The organism is Granulicella sp. L56 (assembly GCF_009765835.1).
Taxonomy (GTDB): Bacteria; Acidobacteriota; Terriglobia; order Terriglobales; family Acidobacteriaceae; genus Edaphobacter.
In genome coordinates this window covers 1,404,274-1,428,758 of the sequence record NZ_LMUS01000001.1, presented here as the reverse complement: position 1 = coordinate 1,428,758, position 24,485 = coordinate 1,404,274, and the positions used below count along the sequence as shown (strand labels likewise).

19 protein-coding genes and 1 tRNA gene are annotated in these 24,485 nt (G+C 54.0%); 18 read left to right on the top strand and 2 right to left on the bottom strand.

From position 1 onward, the window contains the following. Positions 1–14 precede the first annotated feature (14 nt). On the top strand, positions 15–1,307 hold the full coding sequence (locus GSQ81_RS05950; RefSeq protein WP_254060022.1) for an MFS transporter: 1,293 nt from the start codon (positions 15–17) through the stop codon (positions 1,305–1,307). Positions 1,308–1,646: 339 nt separating this feature from the next. Here the strand turns inward: GSQ81_RS05950 and GSQ81_RS05945 are convergent, their stop codons facing one another. Then, on the bottom strand, positions 1,647–2,606 hold the full coding sequence (locus GSQ81_RS05945; protein ID WP_158909727.1) for an IS1595 family transposase: 960 nt from the start codon (positions 2,604–2,606) through the stop codon (positions 1,647–1,649). A gap of 58 nt (positions 2,607–2,664) precedes the next feature. Further along, a complete protein-coding gene (locus GSQ81_RS05940; RefSeq protein ID WP_158909726.1) occupies positions 2,665–2,856 on the bottom strand; it encodes a hypothetical protein in 192 nt (63 codons plus the stop codon). A gap of 17 nt (positions 2,857–2,873) precedes the next feature. On the opposite strand from GSQ81_RS05940, the gene GSQ81_RS05935 reads away from it, so the two are divergent. The 17 genes from GSQ81_RS05935 (at position 2,874) to GSQ81_RS05855 (ending at position 24,467) form a co-directional block, all read left to right on the top strand. Continuing rightward, positions 2,874–3,329: a hypothetical protein gene (locus GSQ81_RS05935; protein ID WP_158909725.1), complete on the top strand. Its 456-nt coding sequence runs from the start codon at positions 2,874–2,876 to the stop codon at positions 3,327–3,329. A gap of 34 nt (positions 3,330–3,363) precedes the next feature. Beyond that, positions 3,364–3,451 (top strand) — tRNA-Ala (locus GSQ81_RS05930). A gap of 526 nt (positions 3,452–3,977) precedes the next feature. Beyond that, on the top strand, positions 3,978–4,454 hold the full coding sequence (locus tag GSQ81_RS05925) for a MarR family winged helix-turn-helix transcriptional regulator (RefSeq protein WP_158909724.1): 477 nt from the start codon (positions 3,978–3,980) through the stop codon (positions 4,452–4,454). 78 nt (positions 4,455–4,532) lie between these two features. Beyond that, positions 4,533–6,344 (top strand): chloride channel protein, encoded by a 1,812-nt coding sequence (locus tag GSQ81_RS05920; protein WP_158909723.1) that lies wholly within the window; start codon positions 4,533–4,535, stop codon positions 6,342–6,344. 137 nt (positions 6,345–6,481) lie between these two features. Beyond that, positions 6,482–8,296, top strand: a complete 1,815-nt coding sequence (locus GSQ81_RS05915; RefSeq protein WP_158909722.1) for a chloride channel protein — start codon at positions 6,482–6,484, stop codon at positions 8,294–8,296. 88 nt (positions 8,297–8,384) lie between these two features. Beyond that, a complete protein-coding gene (locus tag GSQ81_RS05910; RefSeq protein ID WP_158909721.1) occupies positions 8,385–9,350 on the top strand; it encodes an aldose epimerase in 966 nt (321 codons plus the stop codon). Positions 9,351–9,745: 395 nt separating this feature from the next. Then, on the top strand, positions 9,746–10,381 hold the full coding sequence (locus tag GSQ81_RS05905) for a response regulator transcription factor (RefSeq protein WP_158909720.1): 636 nt from the start codon (positions 9,746–9,748) through the stop codon (positions 10,379–10,381). Between the two features lie 83 nt (positions 10,382–10,464). Then, positions 10,465–11,424, top strand: coding sequence for a substrate-binding domain-containing protein (locus GSQ81_RS05900; RefSeq protein ID WP_158909719.1), 960 nt, complete (start codon positions 10,465–10,467; stop codon positions 11,422–11,424). A gap of 77 nt (positions 11,425–11,501) precedes the next feature. Beyond that, positions 11,502–12,158 (top strand): family 16 glycoside hydrolase, encoded by a 657-nt coding sequence (locus GSQ81_RS05895; RefSeq protein ID WP_158909718.1) that lies wholly within the window; start codon positions 11,502–11,504, stop codon positions 12,156–12,158. A 25-nt stretch (positions 12,159–12,183) separates the two neighbouring features. Further along, on the top strand, positions 12,184–13,632 hold the full coding sequence (locus tag GSQ81_RS05890) for a sensor histidine kinase (RefSeq protein ID WP_158909717.1): 1,449 nt from the start codon (positions 12,184–12,186) through the stop codon (positions 13,630–13,632). A gap of 327 nt (positions 13,633–13,959) precedes the next feature. Then, complete coding sequence (locus tag GSQ81_RS05885; protein WP_158909716.1) at positions 13,960–17,322, top strand: carboxypeptidase-like regulatory domain-containing protein; 3,363 nt, start codon at positions 13,960–13,962, stop codon at positions 17,320–17,322. 188 nt (positions 17,323–17,510) lie between these two features. After that, positions 17,511–18,488 (top strand): hypothetical protein, encoded by a 978-nt coding sequence (locus GSQ81_RS05880; protein ID WP_254060021.1) that lies wholly within the window; start codon positions 17,511–17,513, stop codon positions 18,486–18,488. After that, positions 18,488–20,089, top strand: coding sequence for a glycosyl hydrolase family 65 protein (locus tag GSQ81_RS05875; protein WP_158909714.1), 1,602 nt, complete (start codon positions 18,488–18,490; stop codon positions 20,087–20,089). The genes GSQ81_RS05880 and GSQ81_RS05875 overlap by 1 nt, the downstream gene beginning before the upstream one ends. A 259-nt stretch (positions 20,090–20,348) precedes the next feature. Further along, on the top strand, positions 20,349–20,609 hold the full coding sequence (locus GSQ81_RS05870; protein WP_158909713.1) for a TonB-dependent receptor: 261 nt from the start codon (positions 20,349–20,351) through the stop codon (positions 20,607–20,609). 85 nt (positions 20,610–20,694) lie between these two features. After that, positions 20,695–21,240: a PepSY-associated TM helix domain-containing protein gene (locus GSQ81_RS05865; RefSeq protein WP_158909712.1), complete on the top strand. Its 546-nt coding sequence runs from the start codon at positions 20,695–20,697 to the stop codon at positions 21,238–21,240. A gap of 135 nt (positions 21,241–21,375) precedes the next feature. After that, the gene (locus GSQ81_RS05860) at positions 21,376–22,296 is read left to right on the top strand and encodes a substrate-binding domain-containing protein (protein ID WP_254060052.1); all 921 of its coding nucleotides are present in this window, start codon (positions 21,376–21,378) and stop codon (positions 22,294–22,296) included. Continuing rightward, positions 22,278–24,467, top strand: coding sequence for an ATP-binding protein (locus GSQ81_RS05855; RefSeq protein ID WP_158909710.1), 2,190 nt, complete (start codon positions 22,278–22,280; stop codon positions 24,465–24,467). The genes GSQ81_RS05860 and GSQ81_RS05855 overlap by 19 nt, the downstream gene beginning before the upstream one ends. Positions 24,468–24,485 lie beyond the last annotated feature (18 nt).

Here is a 24,485-nt window from a genome sequence, read left to right as displayed (position 1 = left end):
TGATGGTGCAGGCAGTGGAACCAGTCAACGGCAGGGAAGTCTACGCGAAGATCACGCTGCGGCTCATCCCGTATCTCTTCCTGCTCTATATTGTGGCGTACCTCGACCGCGTCAACGTCGGCTTCGCCGCCATGGACATGCAGCGCGAGCTGCACTACAGCAACACCGTCTACGGAACCGGTGCGGGCATCTTCTTCCTCGGGTCGGCGCTCTTCGATCTGCCCAGCAACCTGATGCTGGCCCGCGTCGGCGCAAAGATTTGGATCGCCCGCATCATGATCTCGTGGGGCATCATCTCCACCTGCATGATGTTTGTGCGCTCGCCCGAGTCCTTCTACATCCTTCGCTTCCTGCTGGGCGCGTGCGAGGCCGGGTTCTTCCCCGGCATGATCTTCTATCTCACCTACTGGTACCCCTCGCATGAGCGCGCCCGCGCCGTGGCCAAGTTCATGACCGCGACCTCGCTCGCGGGCGTAGTGGGCGGCCCGCTCTCCGGCGCCTTGTTGCGCCTCGACGGCTTCAAAGGCTTGGCAGGCTGGCAATGGCTCTTCCTCTCCGAAGGAATACCAACCATCCTGCTCGGCATCTCCGTGCTCTTCCTGCTAAAAAACAAACCCGAAGAAGTCCACTGGCTCAAGCCCGAGGAGAAGGCATGGCTCGCCGACGAGTTGCAGCGCGACCGCGTCCGATACGGCGCGGCAGAGCATCATGCGCTCCGCGATGCCATTCGCCTGCCCATGCTGTGGCTGCTGGCGGGAGCTTATTTCGTCAGCCAGGTCGGCGTCTACATCGTTAACCTCTGGATGCCGCTCATCCTCAACAGCTTCTCCGGCGGCGCGCATACCACCAGTGTCATCGCGCGCTATGCCACTCTGCCCTACCTTGCCGCAGCGATCTTTACCGTGATCGTCGGCTGGAACTCCGACCGCACCAACGAGCGCCGCTGGCACATCGCCGGTTGCCTGCTGCTGGCCGCAACCGGCTTCGCGTGGACGGCGGTGGCGCACAACATTGTGGTGGCCATCGTCGCCATGACTTTCGCCGCAATGGGCCTTTGGAGCATGATGGGCCCCTTCTGGACGCTGACCACTAGCGTCCTTGGAGACGCGGCAGCGGCGGCAGCCGTCGCCATCCTCACCACGATCGGCGGAGTAGGCGCCTTCCTTGGCCCCTACTCCATCGGCAGAATCCGCGACATCACTCACAGCTTTCAGGGCGGACTCTACGCCATGAGTGCGTTGGCAGTCTGCGCTGCGCTGCTAGCTCTGGCAGCAAGAGCAGGGAAGCAGTCCACGAACGCAAACTGATTCCTGCCCCTCAGCCACAGCAAGTCATTTCAACCGAATTGCGCGTCAACCACAAAGCACGTCATCTCGACCGAAGCGAAGCGGAGTGGAGAGACCCCTGTATTCCTGTCGTTGTTCCTGTCGTTGCCCGTTCCTGATCGAGCGAGCTATCAGCTTTTTGCAGGGTCTAAGGGAACCCTCTAAAACCCTCGTCCGCAGCGGAGATTATCGTCACCACATTTATTTTTTGCGTTTTCAGCCCAGAAATTCGATGTCAAGCCCCAAAATAGCTTAACTAGCTGAAACCAAAAGTGATAATCATTGCAAAAGAGTTCGGGACTAGGTATTTGTTGCAATCCGTTACCATATCGCCGCCTCATAGGGCGGAGCGTCTACGGACTCCCGATAGGTGAGCCGCTTTCCGTCCATCTTTTTGATCGCCGCCTGTACCCGCTCATCGTCGTTCACATAACGAGTGTTCCAACGGAATTGAAATTCGTTCAAGTAGTTCGGCAGATGTTTGCGCGTGACAGAGTGGAAGGTGCCCATCAGGCCGCGTTGGATAAGCGAGAACACGCCCTCAATTGTGTTGCTGTGAATGTCCGTGCCCGGCTTCACATACTCTTTCGCGCTGTGTTTGACATAGCCGTGGCCGCCCTCGAACTGACGCCCGATGGGGCGGTAGATATTCATTTCATCTGTGATGATCCGGCAGGAACGGTCTGCATTCTCTTGGATCACTCGATTCACGTTCCCCGCGGTGATTCGATTCATTGCACGGAACCGAACATCGCCGCCACGTTGCACCATCCCGAGAACTGGCATCTTGTCCGCTCCATGCCCACGCTTTGAAACCCCGCGATAGCGAGGGCGACCGCCAATGTATACCTCATCGATTTCAACGGTGCCCGTGAGCTTCGGCGGATTCACTTCGCCTAGTCCATGACGGATGCGGCGCAACACGAAGAGCGCGGACTTGTGCGTAATCTCCATCTCGCGTGATAGCTGCAACGCGCTGTAGCCCTTCTTTCCGCTTGCTGCTTTCCAGATCGCAAACACCCAAACCTTGAGCGGCAACCGCGTCTCCTCAAGCGGCGTACCGGTGCGGACGGTATACATCGCTTTGCAGCCACGGCACCGCCAGCGATAGTCCTTATTGCGCTCTTCGCCGGTCATCATCTGATATACGTTCATGTCTCCGCACCGTGGGCAGCATGGGGTATCCCCCCACCGCTCTTTTTCGAGGAATGCGACCGCCAAAGGTTCGCTGACCGCCGCCTGCCGTAACGCTTCGAGGACAACTGACTTGCTCTTTCGCATGTCAAGAGAATAGCAAGTGTTTCAATAAATATCAAGATAAATCGGTAGACATTTATCTTTAATCATTGATTTCAGGCCATGTTACCCCTAATTTCTTATTCTCTGTAAAGGTACGGATAGCGGATCTCAGGCGGATCACCTTCACCTCAGCATCGTGCAACTCCACTCTGGCGTCTTTTATGGCCTTATCCCATTGATTGACATGGCTTTCTGAGGCGATTTCTGAACGTGTTGACTTAATTATAGACATAGCATAATCTCCATTCCATGGAAGAATCTGAACTCAAGACTTATAAATTGGCTCTCAAGGACGCGAGGACGGCATTTGACCGCGCTACGGAGCGGTTGAATGAGATTCAACTTGAGCAGTACAAGCTGACGGATCAGATCAGTCGCCTCCGCAAGACGATCACAGCGCTTGCCGCGCTGTGCAGTGAAAAACCATTCACCGATACCCTTGGAATTACGGAGGCGTGCTTGGAGGTGATGACAGTGGAGAAGGGCAGCGTATCCACCCAAGCCGTGCTGCACAAACTGGAAAGCATCGGCTTTGATCTGCCCGGCCAAAAGAACGCAGCCGCGTCGGCACACTCGGTTCTTTCGCGGCTGGCCGAGAAGAAAAAGATCGACAAGATTGTTGATGGGGCTGGAAATGTAAGTTGGCGAGGGCCAAGCTACGATCCCAAGTCCGACGAGATCACGGATGACGATATTCCGTTTTAAAGAGTTAAGGGCACCCGCAAAGGTGCCCTTTTGTCCCCCAGTGCTGGAAATGGCAGACAGGCTCGGTTTGCAACCGAGTGCCCATTCCGGGCGTCCGGGTCCGATCCCCGGCTGGGGGACCACCTTCTCCCCAACCAAGTACCAAGTAGATGATAATACCCTATGCCCAAGACGAAGAAATCCCCCAAAGGTAAGCGCGGACCGAAGGAAGAACGCCTCGTCATTACTGACCCGCAGGTAGCTATCGACGCGCTCCTGAAGAAACCTGCTAAGAAGTAGGCCGCGTTTAGAAGTCGCTGGAATCATGCGACCTCCATTCCGCTGCCCCTTGCAACAAATACCTAGTCCCGAAAGAGTTTCACGCGATTGGCTAAACTATAGGTAGTAGATCAAAAAAGAAGAGCTTCAGCTCAACCGATGGGGCTTTCCCTTTTGAAATCAATATTTTAGCTGTAACTCTCATGGTTGCAATATTTTAGCGAATTAAATCTCGCTAACTCATTGCAACCATTTGACTTCTAGGCTAGATACCCGGGGGGTGTCCCCCTGCAAAAGAAACGAAGTGTCAGTTCCATTATGGGCGGCTGCTTCACCTTTAATACATCATGATGGGATGTATATTGAATCCCGTTGCGATATACTATCCCTATGACGCCGCAATCTTCCTACGAGGCGCTTCCAGCCGAAACGGCTCAGACTCAAGCCGATGATGCGATTCGGAATCTGGCATGGTTTCGCTATAACCTCCGCAAATTCCTGCGATTCAGCGAAAAGGCTGCGCGGCAGTGCGGTGTCACACCGCAACAGCATCAACTAATGCTCGGCGTGGCCGGATATACCGGGCGAGGAACAGCGACCGTTTCGGAGCTGGCCGAATTTCTGCAGGAGCGTCACAACTCCGTCGTAGGTCTGGTGGAGCGCGCCGCACAACGTGGTCTGGTCCGCAAGGAGCACGACACGCAAGATCGCAGATTTGTTCTGGTTTCGCTAACTCCACAGGGAGAGCAGATTCTTGCTCGGCTGACGGAGCTGCACAAAGAAGAGGTTAAGGCTGCCAGAGAAGCCCTGATGAAGGTGCCAAAGGTGCCTGCACAGGTGCTTGAAGTGAAGAAAAAAGCAGTGTGACGCGAAAGCCGCTCACGAGTTTTAGATTTCGAGAATATTCAACGCCGTTGGAACGGCAAAGGCAACGACAGTAGATCAATGGACCAGACGCAAACCATCAAGACGAGAAGAGATAACTGGGTGCTGAGGCATCCCCTGTTACGCAAGTACATGCCGTTGGTGCATGAAGACCTTACCGCGACATACTCGCGCGACCTGCATAAATGGCTGATCATCGCTCCCATCATCGGCGTGACCACGGGACTGGCCATTACTGCTATCGCCATCATTGTGCTGGGTAAGGTTTGGCCGGTGGTGCTGGCCTACTATCTGGGACATCATTGGGCAATCGTGCCGGGGCTGGTGGCCGCGTTCGCGGTTACGGGCCTGATCATGCAGTTTCTGACGCCGGACCCGGATGAGCATTCGACCGAAGAAGTCATTCGCTCGTACCACGAGCATCAGGGCGACATTAACATGCGGGCGTTTTTGCCCAAGCTGCTGGCGGCGATTACGACCGTAGCCTTTGGAGGCAGCACGGCGCTCGAAGGCCCGAGTATCTATGGTGGCGCGGCCATCGGCTCGTGGCTATGGGCAAAGCTGCGCTGGCTGCGTCTGGATACGCGGGACCGTCGCATCATGCTGATCTGCGGCGCGGCGGCGGGTATGTCGGCGGTCTTCCGCGCTCCTTTGACCGGTATCGTCTTCGCGTTGGAGATGCCTTATAAAGATGATCTGGCGCATGAAGCACTGGTGCCGTCGCTGATTGCTTCGGTGGTGTCATACATCACGCTGAGCTCGTTTCTCGGCGGAGCACCGCTGTTCGACTTTGCCAGCTCCACGTCGTTTACGGGGCGAGATCTTGTATGGAGCGCGCTGCTCGGATTGTTGATCGGCCTCATCGCGATGGCATTTGTGATCACGTTCCGCCGGCTGCGCGTGTTCTTCGTCAAGTCTTCTCTCCCGCATTGGGTGAAGATGGCGATCGGCGGATTTTTGACCGGAATATGCGGCCTGATCTTCCTGTACTTCTTTCACGGCACGCTGGTCCCGATCGGCCCCAACTATGAGGCTGTCGGGATGATCCTCGGCATGCACCACAGCACGCTGGAGTTGGTAATGTTTGGCGTGCTCAAACTCGCGGCCAGCGCATTTACCCTGGGCGTGGGTGGCGTGAGCGCATTGTTCGTCCCGTTATTTCTAACCGGCGGCAGCTTTGGCGTCGCCTTTGCGCAGGCCGTTGTTCACAGCTCTTCGGTCGAACTATATGCAGCCGTAGGTATGGCCGCATTTATCGCCGCAGGGTATAAGACACCGTTAGCGGCGGTCGTGTTCGTCGCTGAAGCTACGGGCGGACACGCGTTCATTATTCCGGCGCTGATCGGCTCGGCCGTAGCGTATGCGGTGTCGGGAGATGCGTCGGCTTCGGGCGATCAACGGCTGCACGAAGGCGTCAGGGTGCAGGAGCTGCGGCATGTGATTGTAGGCAGCGTGATGCAGCAGAAGGTGATATCGGTGCAGGCTGCGCTGACACTGCGCGAGTTTACGGAGTTGCTCTCTCCGCACTATCACCACTCCACGTTTCCGGTCTTCGAAGAGGACGAGTTGCTTGGGGTCGTCGATGTGTGGTCTGTTGCGAAGGTGCCTACCCAGAGGTGGGAGACAACGAGGGTTCGAGAGCTTACCAATCGACATGTTGCGAGAGTGTCTTCTGACTGCGATGTGATGGAAGCGCTGCGACTGCTGCTCAGTGAGCATCGACAGCACATGTTGCTGGTGACCTCCGCTGCAGGAAAGCTGGAAGGCATTGTGACGAAGACGGATATTTTGCAGGCGTTGAAGACGCGCAGGGACGCGCCGACACAGGCAAGTCTTGAAGCGGTATCGAAGGAGCACAGCCTGGTGTCATGAGCTGACATCGCGGCAGGATTCTGCAATCCTGCTGTCGAGAATTTGATTGGCCATCCGGGCTGGCTCTCTGCATTGCGTTTTGCCGGATCGATCTTTGATCGGTTCGGGATGCTGATAACGAAGAGCGGAGGTTTCCGATGGCCGATTATCCCTTCACTGCAGTGACGCCGCCAAACCCTGAAAGTAAACCCCAGAAGAAGAGTCAGTTTGGTGTGGCACTTGAGCCGGAGGTCATCAAGATCTGCGGTTACGCATTGCTTGTCGGACTCATCGGCGGTCTGGTGGCCGAAGGCCTGCTGGAGCTGATCTACCTTTTTACGAACCTGTTTTTCTATGGCAAGGTGTCGTTCGCGATTACGAACCCTGCCTATAACCATCTGGGTTTGTGGGTGATTCTGATTCCGCCGATTGGAGGACTGCTGGTCGGCATCATGGTGCACTACTGGGAGCCGACGCTGAAGGGACATGGGATTCCTGAGGCGATGGAGGCAGTCCTGTTTGGGCACAGCCGGATGCGGATTAGGGTGGCGTTGCTGAAGCCGCTGGCTACCGCGCTTGCAATCGGGACGGGCGGACCGTTCGGGGCGGAAGGGCCCATCATTCAGACGGGCGCGGCCTTCGGATCGCTCTTCGGACAGGCCGTAGGGCTGACGCCGTACTATCGACGTGTGCTGCTTGCATCGGGCGCGGCCGCTGGCATGGCTGCTACTTTTACCGCGCCGCTAGCGGGAATTCTGGTGGCCATTGAGTTGTTGCTGTTCGAACTGCGAGCGCGGTCGTTCATTCCTGTGGCGCTTGCGGCCGCGGTGGCTACTGGAGTGCGCATTCATTTCGTTGGATGGACTCCGCTATTTCCTACACCGGCTTTCAAGCTGACCAGCATGAATGAGCTTTGGCTGTTTGGACTCATGGGCATTCTGATGGGAATCGTCGGCCTGGCGATGATTCGCGCGCTGGCGTGGACAGAAGATTTCTTCGATGAGCTTCCGCTCAAACATGCCTTGATCTGGTCGCCTGCGATTGGCGCGCTAATTCTAGGAGTCATTGGATATTTTTATCCGCAGGTCTTTGGCACCGGATACGACACGATCCGCGATATGTTGAATGACCGGCTGACAATGAGCAAGCTGCTGGGGATCTCGGTAGCGAAGTTTTGGGCGCTGGTGATTTCCCTGGGATCGGGAACGACAGGCGGTGTATTTGCTCCGTCGCTGATTGTGGGCGGCGGTATAGGAGCGACGTTCGCGATTGGCTTTCAGCATATCTTTCCGCATCTGGTCAGCAACCCGGCGTTCTATGCGCTGGTGGCGATGGCGGCAGTGTTTGGGGGAATTGCACGCGCTCCATTTACGAGCATCGTATTTCTGTTTGAGCTAAGCCATAATCCGAATGCGCTGCTTCCGCTGATTGTCTGCGTGATGGTTTCAGATGGGTTCGTGCGGCTGTTCAGTCGCGATTCGATCATGACGGGGAAGCTGGTCAAGCGAGGGCTGATCATTTTGCAGGACTACTCAGTGCCGGTGCTAATGCGAGCGCGGATTGATCAGATCATGCAGAAGCAGTTCAACGTGATCGATGCGGACGAGGAGTTGCGGACCGTACTGACGGCGCTTGTTCCTGGGAACGGCATAGGACTCATGCCGGTAGTGGAAAAGGATGGGTCTCTGGTTGGGATCGTAGAGGCGCATGATCTATTGAAGATCGAGCCACCGGACCATCACTTCAAGATGCGCGAGCTGGCGCGGCAAGACTACGTGCTGGCCTATCCGGAGGAGGCCGTCGACCAGGTGAACCGCGATATGCTGCTAAAGAACATTGAGAATGTCGTTGTGGTGCAGTCGCATGGCTCACGCAAACCGATTGGAATTGCGCGAGCGAATGACATTCTGCAGCTTCGTCGCTGGCTGATGGAAGAAGAGACCCGAGAAGTGGTGGCCAAGAGTAAGGCTTGAGAGTGTCGGTAGTGTGTGACTTTTTGGAGGACTATTGCCATTTTCTGATATACCTTTCGCAACCCGGACGATAGGGAAGTCAATTCGAATGCAGAGCAAGGATCTTTGCGTGGACGTACTACCGGATAACGGCGGGCGGCTCGCATCCATTCGTTGCGTGCGAACTGGAACGGAGTTTCTGGTCGGTGGAAGCGACTATGGCGCGAAGGCACAGTTTGCGAGCGATGCGACGTTTGAAGAGTCGGACTGCGCAGGCATGGATGAATGTTTGCCTACCGTTTTGATGTCCGGCCCTGAGGTGGCGAGCGACAGCGCGCCGGATCACGGAGACCTGTGGAGACATCCGTGGCGCGTTGCACAGCAGGGCGCGAACGATGTGCTTCTGGCAACAGAATGCTTCAGCCGCCCACTCTCGTTTACCAGAAGGCTTCGCGTGCAGGCCGCAGAGGTCAAGTTGGACTACCGGATTGAGAACCTCGCGGAGATGCCGATTTCTTTTCTTTATGCGTGTCATCCGCTGTTCGCAGTGGAGGCCGGAGATCGGCTGATTCTGCCGCGAGAGATTGACAGGGTGCGGTTGCACTACTCTCGTGGAGATCGCGTAGACCATACTGAGGACTCGATAAGCTGGCCACTGGTTGCCAATGGCGACAGAAAAATTGCTCTGGATCGAGTTGGGGAGGCGTCCGACGGAACCGCCGAGATGTTGTATACAGACAGGCTTACGCGCGGCATCTGCGCTCTGTATCGCGCACGTCGACAGCAGGCGCTGGTGATGCATTTCGATACGAGCGTGTTGCCCTATCTCGGTCTATGGCTTTGCAACGGGGGATGGCCGGATAGGCCCATGAAACAGAAACAATATGCCGTTGCCATGGAGCCGACGGTCGCGCCATGCGGCTCCCTTGCCGTAGCCATAGCGGCGGGAACGGCGCCGGAACTGTCACCGCGCGGCGTCTTTGCATTTTCTCTACGCATGGAAGTTCTCGGTTGCGATAAATCGTGGTCTTACGATGAGGTAAAAACCTACATCGATGAAGCACCTGCGATGTAACCTCAGTTGGGGCACACGTGCCTCATGAATATGGGCCGCCAGCAGGGTTACGCGTTCGATAGATGGCATACGAAGAGCCGTTCGATTTCGCAGGCATAGAAAAATCTTTCAGGCTCCAGATTATCGTTGGATACCGGTCAATCGCGAGTGGGATGATGGTCTTATGTGGTCTAGGCAGGCAGCAGAAGACATTATCAAGGTGACTTCATCACCGAAGAAATGTTTGGAGACGAAATCAGGCCCTCCTTAAAGGAGGCCCCTAAGGATGGTGGTGCATATGCACCGTGCGGATCACCCTTTAAAGGCATTACAATGAGCAGGCTGCACAGAGCTTCATCGCCATTTTGGGATGACGAAGCTCCCATAGTTGACCAACCAGACCACAAGGAACCTTCATGGCGGAAGACAATACGATTCGGGTGCTCGTGGTGGACGACCATCTAGTGGTCCGTCTTGGACTGCGCAGCATGCTCGACGGCGAGGCGGGGATCAGCATCGTTGCGATGGCCTCCTCCGGCACAGAGGCCATCCGGCTGGTCGCCGAAGTGAACCCGGACGTGGTGCTGCTGGATTTGAGAATGCCTGGCCTGAGCGGAGTAGAGGTGATTGTCGCGCTCCGCCACGCGCATCCGGACATCCGGACCTTGGTTCTCACCAACTATCAGCTCGATGAGGATATCTTCAACGCCCTCGAAGCCGGCGCGTACGGGTACTTGTTGAAGAATACTTCGCAGGAAGAGGTGATCGACGCGATCCGCACCGTGAACCGGGGGAAGCGGCATATCCCCGCCGCCCTGGCCATACGTTTAGCGGAGCGTCTGGGCCGGTCGGCGCTTACCCGGAGGGAACAGGAAGTGCTGGAGCTGGTTGTTGAAGGATTGACCAATAAAGGCATTGCGGAAAAGCTGTACATCAGCGACATCACCGCAAGAAACCATGTGATCAGCCTGCTTGCAAAGCTTGGGGCAAAAGACCGGACCGAGGCGGCGACCATCTCGATTCGACGCAGACTGGTCAAGCTCAAAGACTGAATTGACTTTGCTTTTCGACCCTCGGATGATTGGTTCACTCGTGGCGTATAGAAACCGTCGCACCTTCCCTCAAAGAGATGACATTGCGTGTAAGAAACACAATCCGCGCAATTGCCATCGGCCTGCTGGGCGGTCTCTGCGGTTTTTCCGTGGCATTACTTCCTATGGTTCGAGTTGCACCCAACTCTCCCACCATTGCCTTTATCCCGCGCACCAGTGGAACGAACTTTACGGAGGCAATGCATCGGGGCGCGCAACAGGCGGCACGGGATGCCGGGTACCATCTCTATTGGAATGCTTCAACGCGGGAAGACGATGTCGATCGCCAAATCCTCCTCGCATCCACCGCCGTGGAGAAAGGAGCAAAGGCGATCATTCTTGGGCCGACGAATGACCTGGCTTTGATCACCACCATTAATCAGTTCGTCTCCCGCAAGATTCCGACTGTGATAGTCCAGGCTGACCTTCCCATGCCGAGCGGCCCATACTTAACATCGGTATCCCCGGATCAAATCGAATTCGGCAGGCTTGCGGCAAACCGAATCGCTGACAAAATCGGAGGGACCGGAGAAGTTGCGATTATTGGATTGGACCGTGGAGCTCCGGAGACTACCTCTCGTTCGCGCAGCTTTATCGAAGTAATGGCTGGCCATCCGAATGTGAAAGTAGTCATTCGCCAACGTGGATCTTCGCAAATCCAGGAAGCCGAACAGAACGCCAGGGAGATCCTCGACGCCTTTCCTCGGATCAAGGCCATCTTTGCCGTAAGCGCGAGCGCAACGGAAGGGACAATCCTTGCACTTCAACAACTCGGCGGCACGCGCGCGATAACGCTTGTCGGCTGCGACCGCGATCTATTTCTCGCGGACGATCTAAGTTTGGGAAGCATCGATTCTCTCGTTGTATCGGATGGCTATCAGATTGGATATCTCGCGGCGAAAGCGGCCATCGCGGGCGTAAAGGGAGAGCCGTTACCGCGGCCTCAACATGTCAAAGCAATGCTCCTCACCCGCAACAATATGCAGAACTATAATTTCCGTTGAAACTACGCATCACAGGATGCGGCCAGGGCAGACGCTTTGAGAAGGATCATCTTGATTTTAAATAGAAGGCTTTTCTTATGCGGCCAATAACACGCGATACCCTGCTCTTCGTTGCCGCAGCTATACTCTGCTACTCCTTGACTGTGCCAATTGGTCACTATCTCCGTTCCCCGGCGAGAGGATTGCCCTATCGCGATAGCTTCGCGGCCAGCGACAACTCTGAATGGTCCGCCTATGGAGGTAACTGGAAAGTTCAAGCCGGCGTCATGGTGAACGAGTCGAACGAGCGAGGGGCAAAGCTTGTTACCGGTTCGCAATATTGGAGAGACTACATTCTGGAGGCCGACATAGCGCTCAATAGCAGCGGTGACGCCGGCCTCATTTCTAGAGTGTCTGACCCGGAGCAGGGAGTAGATGCATACAGCGGCTTGTATGGTGGTCTGCGAGTGCGCGATCAGTCACTCGTCTTCGGCGTTGCCGATCATGGTTGGAATGAGATTGTCACCAAGGTCCTGCCGTATCCCATTATCCCGAACACCTGGTACCACCTGCGGATGGAGCTTAAAGGCTGTCATGTGAGCATATTCGCAAACCAGGATGGAAAGACTAACCTGGTTCGGCTCGATGAGTTTCTCGATCGGTGCCCTGAACAGGGGAAGATTGGATTGCGTTCCTATGATTCAGGGGGACAGTGGAAAAATATCAGGGCAACTAACCTGCAATCGTTACGTTGAGAATCGGGAAACGGCGGTGTAACAGATGAATGGCGCAGTTTTGCTCCTTGCCTTCGCTACCATTTTGAATAGCAAGGGCCCCGACAATTCTCAAACCGACAAGTCGTATACATCGATCGCGGCTCTGCACTCTCATATGCAAACCGAGGACTCCTCTGTAACGGTTCGAACCACTCTTACGCTTACTGGAAATCCCGCCTACATCCAGGATTCGACTGGAGGGGCAGAGATCGAAGGAGTTTCGTTACAGAACCTGAAGATAGGAGATCAACTTCTGGTAACTGGAAACGTGTACGACACTGAGAATGGAATCATCTTCCGAAATAGCCGGCTTCACATTCTTTGGTCCGGAACGCCGGTACCACCCCTGGCAGTGGCGGCCGATCAGGCAGCGTCCGGGAAATTCGCCGATCTATTGATTGAAGTACAGGGCAGGCTGCTTGACGATCAAAGAAAAGATAAGGAGACCTGGCTCAAACTTGAAAGCGGCCACCAGGTCTTTCTTGCACGCTTCAGCTCGGAAGGAAGCAGCTTCTTGTTGCCCCGGCTGGAACGTGGATCGCTGTTGCGTCTTCGTGGAATTTGCTCTTTGCAACCTTTGGATACGCGCTATAAAGGCGGCTTCGCCCTTTTACTGCGCTCCGCCGAAGATATAGACATCATTTCGGGCCCGCCATGGTGGAGTCCGAGACACCTTTTCGAACTGGGTCTGCTCATAGCAGGTCTGATTATCGCCGGTCAGCTAGCTTTGGTTCAGATGCTGAAGGCTCGATATCGAGCGATTATGGCTGAAAGAGCCAGGGTTGGACACGAGTTGCACGATACCCTGGCACAGGGCTTTGCAGGTCTGTCGTTTCAAATTCAGGCGGCCAGAAAAAAAGTTCCAGCAAATAGCGGTATTCTCGGCCGCCACCTAGACCTGGCCTTAGACATGGTGAGACACAGTCATTCAGAAGCTCACCGGAGCATCATGATGTTGCGCCCGCAGCCCTTGGCGGAGAGCACTACCATCCAAGCTGCAATCGAGGCATCGATTGAACAGATGACTATGGGGTGCGACCTCGATGTCCAATTCACAACAAGAGGATCGGTGGCCAGGCTTCCTCTAGTTGTCGAAGATGTTATTTACCGTGTTGCTCAAGAGGCGGTTGCCAACGCTCTGCGTCACGCTAATCCGACGAAGCTTGCAGTAACTCTCGACTACATGGTAACCAAGGTATGTTTGACGGTCGAAGATGATGGCATAGGATTTGATCCGTCGACACCGGGCAATCATGGATTTGGATTGCTCGGGATGAGAGAGCGGGTCCGCGCCTTACACGGTACTTTGAATGTAGTCAGCAGTAGAGAGACGGGAACTCAGGTCAGGACGGAGATACTTCTGCGGCGTAATCCGGCGGCCCGCCTCCTTGCGCTGGTGGATAGGTGTCGCAGCTATTACAAGGATCGGATGAATGCAGGCGTGCCTCGATAGAAGAGGCGCCTTTCTTCCATTTCCGCCATACGCCGTCGCTGTTGCCGGGCGAAGGTGTTGCATCAAGAATGCATAGCATAGTGCGAATGAACCATTGCATATTGATGCAATGGCATCATGACGGACCTCGTTGCAGACGAATAGAGTTATCACGTTTTCCATAACCAAACGAACATGCTTTGATGCCATGACGTCATCCTGGAATGGGTGAGGAGCTTTGGCAAATATGGGAAATCCTGGTTTCTAGATCTATTCTTTGGAGGCACGATGCTTTGCTTAGGACTATGCGGTAAGAAAAATAATTCAGGAAGTCGCACAACCGGAGTCATGATTGCTCCTCTGCTGGCCTTGGCATGTATAGCCTTCTTTATCTCCTCTTCCACCTCATTGTTTGCTCAGGTGGACATCTCGGCCTTGCTGGTTGGTTCAGTGACAGATCAGACTGGCGCCGTGATTCCAAATGCGATAGTGGTTGCACGCAACGTGGAGACAGGCGTGGAGGCGAAAGCCACAAGCAACGGCAGTGGCTATTACAGGTTCGTTTCGCTTCCGGTTGGAACATATACGGTGAACTGCTCTTTAGACGGATTCAAGATGTTCAGGGCATCAGACGTTATACTCCATGCGCGTGACACAGTTAATCTACCGGTTACTCTACAGATTGGGTCCGCAAACCAGATAGTGAATGTATCGGGTTCTTCGGCTCTGGTTGATACAGAGACCGCAAAAATTCAAACTACCTTTGACTCCAACCTTATTAAGGGAGTTCCTGTGGAGGGGCGTGATCCGCGTGAGTCTCTTGAACTGTTGATGCCTGGAGCCACTGCTGCGGGGACAGGCGCAAGCTATAACGTTCCGGTGACTAGTTTCAACGGAGTCTCCGGCCTAAGTAACAACTACAGCATTAATGGGAGCAGCGTTGTCGATTACGTTCATGGCTCCGCGACACCGTTTCCGCAGTCGGAGAATATAGCGGAATTCAGCGTTTCCACAAGTCTGCCGGATGCCTCGGTCGCGCGAGGCGCAGGCGGTCAAGTCGAAGCCGTCATGAAGAGCGGAACCAATGATCTTCACGGCCAGGGCTGGGCTTATTTTCAGAATAGCGCCTGGAATGCAAACTCATGGCAAAATAACTGGCAGGGTGTAGCCCGGCAGCCATTCTCTCAGCGATGGTATGGAGGCAATGTTGGCGGCCCTGTTCTACTTCCGAAGCTCTACAACGGAAAGAACAAGACCTTCTTCTTTACATCGTACGAACGCACCGGCACTTCAAAGCGATCCACTACTACGGGACAGACAATTACCGATGAAGAGCGTAATGGAAATTTTACAAACTCTCCGGATGGCATTCCTGTAATCAATGGTGTTCCAACGCCGATTATTCCAGTGTCGGATTTCTCGACACTGGGTCAACTCATACACTCCGGTACGAGTGTCCTGCCTGCCCCCACCAGCGGCCTCGATACGTTCACATGGAACCCAAATTATTCGGATATTACGCAGACTTTTACAGGAAGAATTGACGAGAACTTTAGTGACAAGCACCGCTTGTTAGGAAGCTTGTGGTGGTATAACGATAACCCGACCTTCGACGATATGTATGACGAGTTCAGTGAGGCTTCATGGGCCACGCATTATCCGAATCCGGATGCGACGTGGGGCGAGCCAAAGAAGATGCAAGCCTGGACTCTGAATGACACCTACGCGATCTCTCCAAAGATGTTGAACAACTTTATCGTGGGAGTGACGCGAATCAATATTTCGGTGACCAATACATGGACGCCGGGAAAGGAGTTGTTTGGAGCCGGAAATACCGGTATCGGCGCGGTCGGGGACGTCGAGGCTCCCGATGTTCAGCAGATCACCTTTCCACGGGCGATGGGCATGGGCCTGTATAACGGCTATGTCAATCCGCTAGCTCAAAATGTCGTTGATTTATCTGATAACTTCACCTTGACCGCAGGGCGGCACACACTAAAGGCCGGTGTCGAGATTCGTCAGTTCCACGAGGTCTTCGACCAGACGTGGGGTGCAGGCGGTGGCGTTTCCTTCAGTGATTCCAATATCAACGTCGGCGGGACCGGCAACGGCATCGCGGACATGTTACTTAAAGGAGGAGTAGGAAGCTTTGCGCAAAATAATACCCAGGCATTGGATATTCTCTATCCCGCCAGGGAAGCCTACGTCCAGGACACTATTAAATTAACTCCTCGGCTGACGGCCATGATCGGAGCGCGCTGGGAACCGCACTTTGGTATTCAACCCGTTCACGACAACTTCGTTACCTTTCACCCAGGCCAGGCTTCTACAGTTTTCCCAACCGCGCCCGTTGGCCTGGTGACGATCGGCGACCGAGGCGTGCCCAAGAATCTTTACGGCGTTCGATGGGGCGACGTAGGACCGCGCGTGTCTTTTGCCTGGGACATCCTGGGAAATGGTAAAGCTGCATTGAAGGGCGGCTATGGAATGTACTCGAATTACCAGGTTCTGCTTGGCTTCAATGGGTACACCAACACAGCCCCCTATGGAGTCAATTATTCGCCGAACATCCAGAAGTTGGACTTGGCAAACCCATATGTGCAATATGGCAGTGTTCCGTTTCCGTTCAAAGCCCCGGCAGCGGGCGCTCCGGGTAATAATACTCTCGTCTTCCCAAATCCGGTGAATACTCTGGCCATGGCTCAGAACTATAACTCCGGAAGAATTCATGAGTTCAATGTAACCTTTGAAATTGAGCCCGTAAATTCATATCTAGTTTCTGTCGCCTGGGTGGGAACAAGAGGTACGCACCTCGACGAAACCTATAACTATAACTGGCCCCGTTTCATTCCCGGGGAGAGCACGAATGAGGTGACGAATATCTATTCCCGTCAGCCGTATTTCGCTGATGGATTTAACTCTATCAATATGGATGCTTCCGACTACAACTCCATGTACAACGCTCTTCAGGTACGAGTGAACAAGCGGTATTCGTATGGCTTGACCTTTATGGGTAATTACACCTACAGCACCAATGCGACGCAAAATGGTTGTCGCTATCAAGCAGACTGCGGCCTGGACTACTATAGCCCTGGCGCAGCGCAAGCTATGGCGGTGGCATTCCGATATGCTCTACCTGGCCCCCACAACCAGTCATGGTGGATAAAGAGGATTCTAGGAGGCTGGTACGTCGGCGGGACGATCAATGGCAATACAGGCGCGTACGGCAGTATTGGCGATTACAACTGTAGCGAGTTCAACTTTGGATCGGCTGGCTGCAACGCCACTTACACTGGCGGTGGCGCGCTACTCAAGAGCCGCGGACAAGTCGCGCGCGATCCGTCGGGCACTATGATCGGCCTGACGTGGATCGATCCGAATAAATTTGTCCGCGCCGATCAGGTATCGATAAATGGGGTACCGACAACGCTGCCTAGTGTCGGACAGCGCCTGTTCCTTGGAAATGCAACAACCGGTATTTATAAAGGCCCGGCGGGGATCATGTTTAATTCAAGTCTGGATAAAGATTTCGATATTGTGAAGGAGTGCAAGCTGAATTTTCACATTGAAGCATTCAATACACTCAACCATACCGTACTAAATGCTCCTAACTACAACAACACTGTAGGTCCAAATATGCTTGGCTTCGGTGTTATCAACTCAGCACAGAGTCCGCGAAATATTCAATTGTCGGCGCACATTCTCTTCTGATCTCGGATGAGCACACATCTGCGAGGCCGTTCGCACATCGCGGCCTCGCAGCTTAACGCATCAAGGTATAAGCCTCCTGATAATTCCCACTCTGTACTCTAACTAATAAAAATTTGCTGTTGATACAAGGGCTAAGCTGGCCCCGTCAAGTATCTTCAGGAGCAATTCAACATGAAGGGCGGATGCGGATGATGACAAGAAGAGAGTTGTTGGTACTGATGGCTATGACGGGATTTGAATCATCGATCTCTCATGGCGAGGGATTACTTAAATCTGAGGCCCATAGCGGTTGGGATAAATATGCTGGTGATCCAGTGCTGGGAGGCAACTACGGGACTTGTTTCGACATTTGCGTGCTGTACGAAGAGGGCGTCTATAAGATGTGGATCTCGTGGCGTCCGAAAAAAAGTATTGCGCTGACCGAGAGCAAGGACGGTATTCACTGGAGCCCACCTCAGGTAGTTCTGGGTCCCAACCCGGATACGAGATGGGAAGACGACATCAATCGCCCCGTAGTCGTTCACCGGAAGGACGGCTACCACATGTGGTACACGGGCCAGGCAAATGGGAAATCCATGATCGGCTATGCAAAGAGCGCAGACGGGCGTACATGGTTGAGGCAGTCCTCGCGTCCTGTTCTGGAAGCTGTTCTTCCTTGGGAAGGTGTTGCGGTGATGTGCCCTCATGTCATGTGGGACAAGCAAAAGCTCCTGTGGAAATTATGGTATTCGGCAGGTCAACAATATGAACCCAATGCTATTGGGTATGCGACCAGCCTGGATGGGCTGCGTTGGGAGAAGTTTTCGGCTAATCCAGTCATTACTCCAGAACCTGGCATCGACTGGGAGAAGGAGAGAGTGACTGCCGCTCAAATCATTTACTGGAAGGGATGGTATTACAGCTTCTATGTAGGCTTCCGGGATATCGATCATGCCCAGATCGGCATGGCAAGGTCTAAAGATGGAATTGCGAATTGGGTCAGGCACTCGGGAAACCCAATCGTTCGACCGACACCCGGAGGATGGGACGCAGATGCCTGCTATAAGCCCTATGCGGTCTATGCTCGAGGCCGCTGGATGCTTTGGTACAACGGCAGGCACAAGTCGCTCGAACAGATCGGCTTGGTGGTGCATGCAGGCGAAGATCTTGGATTTGTGGCGGATTAATGCAAACTCGATTAGGTGTTTTTCACCGCATTATTCAATTTATTGCAATCCTCGGCGTGTTGTCGGCGGCGCATGGTATCGGTCTTTCTGAAGTAAAAAGACCGGCATCGAAGGCGGTCCTCGATCCAGCTAGTTTTCGGCATTATTTTGAGGGATTTTCCAAAGAGGAACAAGCTTTGCTTGGGACGGCCCCACCGCTTCCATGGGAGTGGTTCGAAAAAAATATTCCGTGGCTTGATGTCCCAGACAAGGAATTGGAGGAGGTTTATTACTTCCGTTGGTATTCTTTTCAGAAACACATCAAGCGGACATCGGGCGGATTTGTAATTGATGAATTCTTCCCCTATGTAGCTTGGGCGGGCAAGTTTAATACGATCGATGCCGCGGCGGAACACCACATAAAAGAGGCGCGATGGCTGCGTAACCCGGAATACGCCGAAGACTACACCAGGTTCTGGTTTGGTCCCGATGGAGATCCTCTCCGATATAGCTTTGCTGCCGCAGATTCTGTCTACCAGCTCTATCTATCGACCGGAGACAAACAATTTGCGATTCAACTCCTCCCCGATCTCGAAAAGAACTATGAGGCATGGGAGAAGACGCATCAGGATGCTAATGGTCTTTTCTGGCAGATCGACGATCGGGATGGGATGGAGCACAGCATCAGCGGGAATGGCTATCGCCCCACCATTAACAGCTATATGTACGGAGACGCGCTTGCCATCTCGCGCATTGCCGAATTGGCGGGTAAGACAACGTTGGCCGAGAAATATAATAAAAAGGCGAGCGATCTTCAAAACCTGATTGAAAATCGTCTTTGGAACCCGCATGATGAGTTTTTTGAAACTGTCGTGCGAACCGCGTCCTCCGGCTGGACAGGCGATCGAGAGCTGATCGGCTTTATTCCCTGGTACTTTGACATTCCCTCCTCGAAGTATGATGTCGCCTGGAAAGCGCTGTTTGCGAAGGATGGTTTTGCGGGACGTTATGGACCTACTACGGCGGAGCGTCGAAACCCGAGATACGATTTCAAGAACTCACATGAATGCCTGTGGAATGGGCCTTCCTGGCCATTTGCTACGACTCAGACGTTGGTTGCTCTCGCCAACCTGCTTAATGAGCCTAAGCAAAGCATCATGAATTCGGACGACTATCTGCGGTTGTTGAAGACCTATGCGCATTCGCATCAACTCCATCTAGGCAATGGAAAGACAATACCCTGGATCGATGAAGACCTTGATCCCGATACCGGAGAATGGCTCGCCCGGGATATTCTCATCGCCAAGCATCAGCCGCCGGCGAATCGAGGGCGCTACTACAACCATTCTGGCTTCGCAGACCTGATCATTACTGGACTGATTGGACTCAGGCCCAGCGGCCAGAATGAATTTATCGTTCATCCTCTCCTGCCGCCTCGTGCATGGAATTACTTTGCGATCGAAGGTCTTCCATACCATGGTCATCTTCTGACGATCTTATATGACCGCGATGGCAGCCGATATAACCGTGGAGTAGGGCTTCAAGTGATGTGTGATGGGCGCATGATCGCGCATTCGAATACACTGCAACTTCTGCATGTTAGTCTTCAACGACCTAAGTAACACCTCCTCAGTTGTAGCGAAGCAAGCGTTGCACGATGCGGACCTGATGGCATTCTGTGCACGAGGTGTGACTGTAGTTTCTCAGCTAATTTACCGGCAACTACCAACGGAACATCGAACAACTTCACGGCCAACCTCATCACGCCCCGGCGATTGAAAAAGCTCGATAAAAATTCGATTGGGACGCAACGAGCAAGCTGCGCGTAGTAGAGCGTTACAGCTATCATCCCTACAGCATTACGCTCCCGGATAACACCTTTTGCCAGTGCCCCGCCTCAAGTCGCTCTTCCTCGACGCTCGCGTGACAGGGTCATCAAGGCAATCCGTGGACACGGTAAACACGCAGAGCATCCCCGCATGGGCTCGCCTCGACATCGACGGTCGCTATGAGTTAAAAACGAGGGCACCCGTCTCGCTGCAGGTCAACATCGACAACGTCACCGTCAACAACTACTACAAGTCCAGCTCCTCGGTCTCGGCTATGCCGCACTGCGCACAGCGCGCTCCTCCATGGGCATAAGGTTCTAACCGAACAGACAGGGCAAAAAACGTGAGCTTCTTTTGCAACCTCATCCGCCACCCGCGCAGGTTATCCCTTGCACCGGGTGGCGTCTCAAGTTCACCTCTGGCTGAGCGTCCTGCTCTCGCTCTACCTCGTGCTCATCTCGTTGTCGGGCGCGCTCATGGTCTACCACGACACGCTTACCTGCACCACACTTCCATCCGGTCTCTCGCCCTACGACCCGACGCATACCGCATCCGTCCCCAGCGTGATGACTTCAGCCAAGTCCATCTTTCCAGGCGCGACCATCACTTACTTGCATCTGCCCTCCGAACGGCTTCCCATCTTCCAACTCCAAGTGAGCGATCAGATGAAGAAGCAGTTCCAGGCCGTCGCCGATCCGCAGACCGGCAAGGTCCTCCCGCTGCCGCGCACCTGGGTCGACCTCATCTATGACTTCCACACCGAACTGCTGCTCCCCGCATCGCATGGCGTGCAGTGGAACGGCGCGGGCGCGGCTGGCCTGCTGATCCTCGCACTCCCCGGCATCCTTCTTTGGTGGCGCGGAATCAAGGCCTGGTGGCGCGGTATGGGCTTCCCTTTTCTGAAGAAGCGAATATCTACTATTTACGAGGAAATGTCTGAGTAAGGCGCAAACATTCGCTTCCTTATGTGGTCTGAATACCGCAGTTCCGTGTATCGTGTCGATTGAGTGTTCGCAGCAACGCAAATTCGATGCGCTTTCAGTCTGATCTTGCTCACCGCAGGATTAGGCAGCTTGTCGGTGCTCGACGGATGCTCACGATCGTCATCGAAGACGATCGTTGTCATTCCAGAGACGACGGCACAGGAGATATGGGAGACGGAGCATGCAGGTGTGGAAGCGGCAGTCCTTGGAACCCGGTGGAAGATCTACTGGAACGGTCCCGCAAGTGAAGACGAAGTTGACAAGCAAATCGACTTAGTTCAGAAGGCCACGAACGAGCGTGCCGGTGGGATCGTTTTATCACCAGACCATGCTGTTGCTCTCACGTCTGTGATACGACGAGCCCTATCGAGTCATGTTCCGGTGGTCATTACCGGGTCGCCGTTGCCTATTCTTCACGAAGCAGGCCTTCATCAGATATTGAATGATAATGAGGAATCCGGTCGACTGGCTGCTGAGAGACTTGCAACTCTCTTTGATGGAAAAGGGACTGTGGCGATCCTGGGCTTCAATCCCGATATCGTCAGTACCGTTCAGGTTACAAATGCACTGTCCTATGAAATTCAACAAAACTATCCTAATATTCAAATTGTGGCTCGTCCCAAAGGATCATTCCGTCTTGGGGAAATGGAAGCGCAGGCCGAAGAGATACTACGGGCTTCGCCACAGCTTAGCGCTATCGTAACCATCGGAATTACCTCTACTCGCGGGGCCTACATTGCACTCAAAAACACAGATCGATACAAAACAGTAAAACTAATTGGCTGCGATCAGGATCTTGATTTGATGTACTACCTGCGCCGCGGCGAGATAGATTCGATTGTTGTTCAGAATACCTATGAGATGGGCTACGACGCGATTAAAAGTATTCAATCGCAGCATGAAGGCCGCACGTTTCCTGAAGTAACTCGAGTTAAACCAGTCCTCGTTACCAGAGAAAATATTGATAGCGATGCAATCCAGAGGTTACTGACGATGGATTGGAGACCGGTGCGATGATGAGATTCAGCCCTCGTCGCGGGCGTTATTTCTGGCTTGTCATGTTCTTGATCGTGGGAACCATTCTGGCAGTTGGCGCGGACTATCTTCTCAGTTCGACTTATGGGTTGCCTTATTCGGATTCGTTTGCCGTCAATAAAGGAGGCGGATGGCAAGCATTTGGGGGGATTTGGGACATCAAAGATCGAAGTATGCGCAATGAGTCGGACGAAAGAGGCGCAAGGCTCATTACCGGGAATACTCGCTGGAAAGACTACAGGATTGACGCAGATGTAAGGTTCTTAGGATCGGGTGGAGATATAGGGGTTGTGGTTCGGTCGAGCGATGGAGAACTTGGGGTCGATGCATATGATGGGTACTATGTCGGCCTCAGGAGAGGCGATGATTCGCTCATTATTGGCAGAGCCAGCCATGGATGGATGGAAGGAACGCCGGTGCATCTGCCAGGAGGGATCAACGCGCAGGAATGGTTCCATCTAAGTGTTATCGTAGTGGGATGCGATATTGCAGCCTCGGCCACCAATCTTAAAACAGGGGAGAAAGCCTATTCCGGCTTTAGAGAAGATCCTTGTGTGGTCAGTGGAAAAATAGGTCTGCGGTCGCTGGCAACGGGAGGAGAATGGCGTAATGTACATGTCTCAGCCGCAGGGCCGCCGGAGCTGTCCGACCTCAAGGCACATATTAAGGAGATGAGTGGCCCGTTGTTTCCTCGCACTGAGGCTGCCTATAACGCAACGCATTCCTTTCCTACCTTTGACCCTCCGCAAGGTCATACTCGCCGAGCCAGCAAAATTGATATTAATAAACTTGCATTTGTCAGCAGCCTCGCTTCTCTCAAAGAGGACAAGCCTGGGCGTGTTTCCATCCGGGGAATCGTGGTCCTCACATCGCCCAAGCTCTATATTCAGGACACTACAGGTGGGGTTGCTGTCGTAGCGCATCATTCGCCCTCGCTCAACCTGGGAGATGAAGTCGCGGTTACCGGTCTTTTAGAGCCGCATGACTATTCTGCCGTTATTCGCGATGCCTCGGTCCATCTCCTGTGGGACCGTGCGCCCCTGCCACCCTTGTCGGTAACAGCCGCACAGGCAGCGACGGGTGCGGTGGACGCCATGCTCGTGGAAGTCCCTGGACACCTTGAATGGGTCTCACGCGATAACAAGACTACCGTGCTCTACATGAATGATGGTGCGCAGTCTTTCCGCGCCGTCGTGAATAGCGGCGATACAGATTCGTTCTATCGCCGGCTTGCTCCCCACAGTTTTCTCAGGCTAAGGGGAATCTGCGTCTTAGATCCAAATGCAACCCAACGACTCACGCCGTTTGTGCTGTGGCTGCGTTCGACGAACGATGTCGATATTGTCGAAGGCCCTCCATGGTGGTCGATTCGTCATCTCATGCAAGTTGCATTTGGTTTTCTTCTGCTGGCCCTTCTGGCCCAAATCGTATATGACCGGATAGAGCGCTGGCGGTTTCGCGCTATTACACAGGAGCGTGTTCGGCTGGCGCATGAACTGCACGATACCTTCGCGCAAAGCTTTGCCGGTCTTGGATTCCAACTGCAGGGCATCCGGAAGGGGCTGCGAGCCTCGTCTCCGAAGTTAGACATCGTAAACCAGCAATTGGACGTGGCCTGCGATATCGTTCGCAGTACTCATGAGGAGGCCAGCTTGAGCATCATCCTCCTGCGCGAAGACTCTCCTCATGTAAGCGACCTTTTCAAAGCTCTTGAAGCATGTGCCTCTCAGATTGTCTTTGGAGGAAACGTATCCATCAGCATCGATAGCACCGGTCAACAGGGAACATTGCCGATGCGCGTGACGGATGCGCTCTTTCACATAGGACGCGAAGCGATCGTCAATGCTGTGAAACATAGTCAGCCTTCCTGGATCAAGATTGGCATCGACTATGGAGCAAATAGGGTAACGCTTGTGGTGGAAGATGATGGAATGGGCTTCGATAAAAACAATGAAAGCCGAGGACTGGGTTTGAGAGGGATGGAAAGGCGTTGTACCGCAGTCGGCGGGCAACTGGAGATCTTGAGCGCTCCCGGGAAGGGATGCCGCGTCGAGGTGATGGCTCCGCTGTTGGACCAAAAGAGCTATACCGAATATGTTTCTGTTGTCTGGCTTGAGGTAAAAAGGATTAGCAGGATGGTTGTTGGCAGATAAAGGAGGCTTCGAATTTAT

Bases quoted from the DNA above. Each gene is read 5' to 3' on its own strand.
- GSQ81_RS05945 (WP_158909727.1), bottom strand. From the start codon at position 2,606: ATGCGAAAGAGCAAGTCAGTTGTCCTCGAAGCGTTACGGCAGGCGGCG.
- GSQ81_RS05940 (WP_158909726.1), bottom strand. From the start codon at position 2,856: ATGTCTATAATTAAGTCAACACGTTCAGAAATCGCCTCAGAAAGCCAT.
- GSQ81_RS05935 (WP_158909725.1), top strand. From the start codon at position 2,874: ATGGAAGAATCTGAACTCAAGACTTATAAATTGGCTCTCAAGGACGCG.
- GSQ81_RS05925 (WP_158909724.1), top strand. From the start codon at position 3,978: ATGACGCCGCAATCTTCCTACGAGGCGCTTCCAGCCGAAACGGCTCAG.
- GSQ81_RS05920 (WP_158909723.1), top strand. From the start codon at position 4,533: ATGGACCAGACGCAAACCATCAAGACGAGAAGAGATAACTGGGTGCTG.
- GSQ81_RS05915 (WP_158909722.1), top strand. From the start codon at position 6,482: ATGGCCGATTATCCCTTCACTGCAGTGACGCCGCCAAACCCTGAAAGT.
- GSQ81_RS05910 (WP_158909721.1), top strand. From the start codon at position 8,385: ATGCAGAGCAAGGATCTTTGCGTGGACGTACTACCGGATAACGGCGGG.
- GSQ81_RS05905 (WP_158909720.1), top strand. From the start codon at position 9,746: ATGGCGGAAGACAATACGATTCGGGTGCTCGTGGTGGACGACCATCTA.
- GSQ81_RS05895 (WP_158909718.1), top strand. From the start codon at position 11,502: ATGCGGCCAATAACACGCGATACCCTGCTCTTCGTTGCCGCAGCTATA.
- GSQ81_RS05890 (WP_158909717.1), top strand. From the start codon at position 12,184: ATGAATGGCGCAGTTTTGCTCCTTGCCTTCGCTACCATTTTGAATAGC.
- GSQ81_RS05885 (WP_158909716.1), top strand. From the start codon at position 13,960: ATGATTGCTCCTCTGCTGGCCTTGGCATGTATAGCCTTCTTTATCTCC.
- GSQ81_RS05880 (WP_254060021.1), top strand. From the start codon at position 17,511: ATGATGACAAGAAGAGAGTTGTTGGTACTGATGGCTATGACGGGATTT.
- GSQ81_RS05875 (WP_158909714.1), top strand. From the start codon at position 18,488: ATGCAAACTCGATTAGGTGTTTTTCACCGCATTATTCAATTTATTGCA.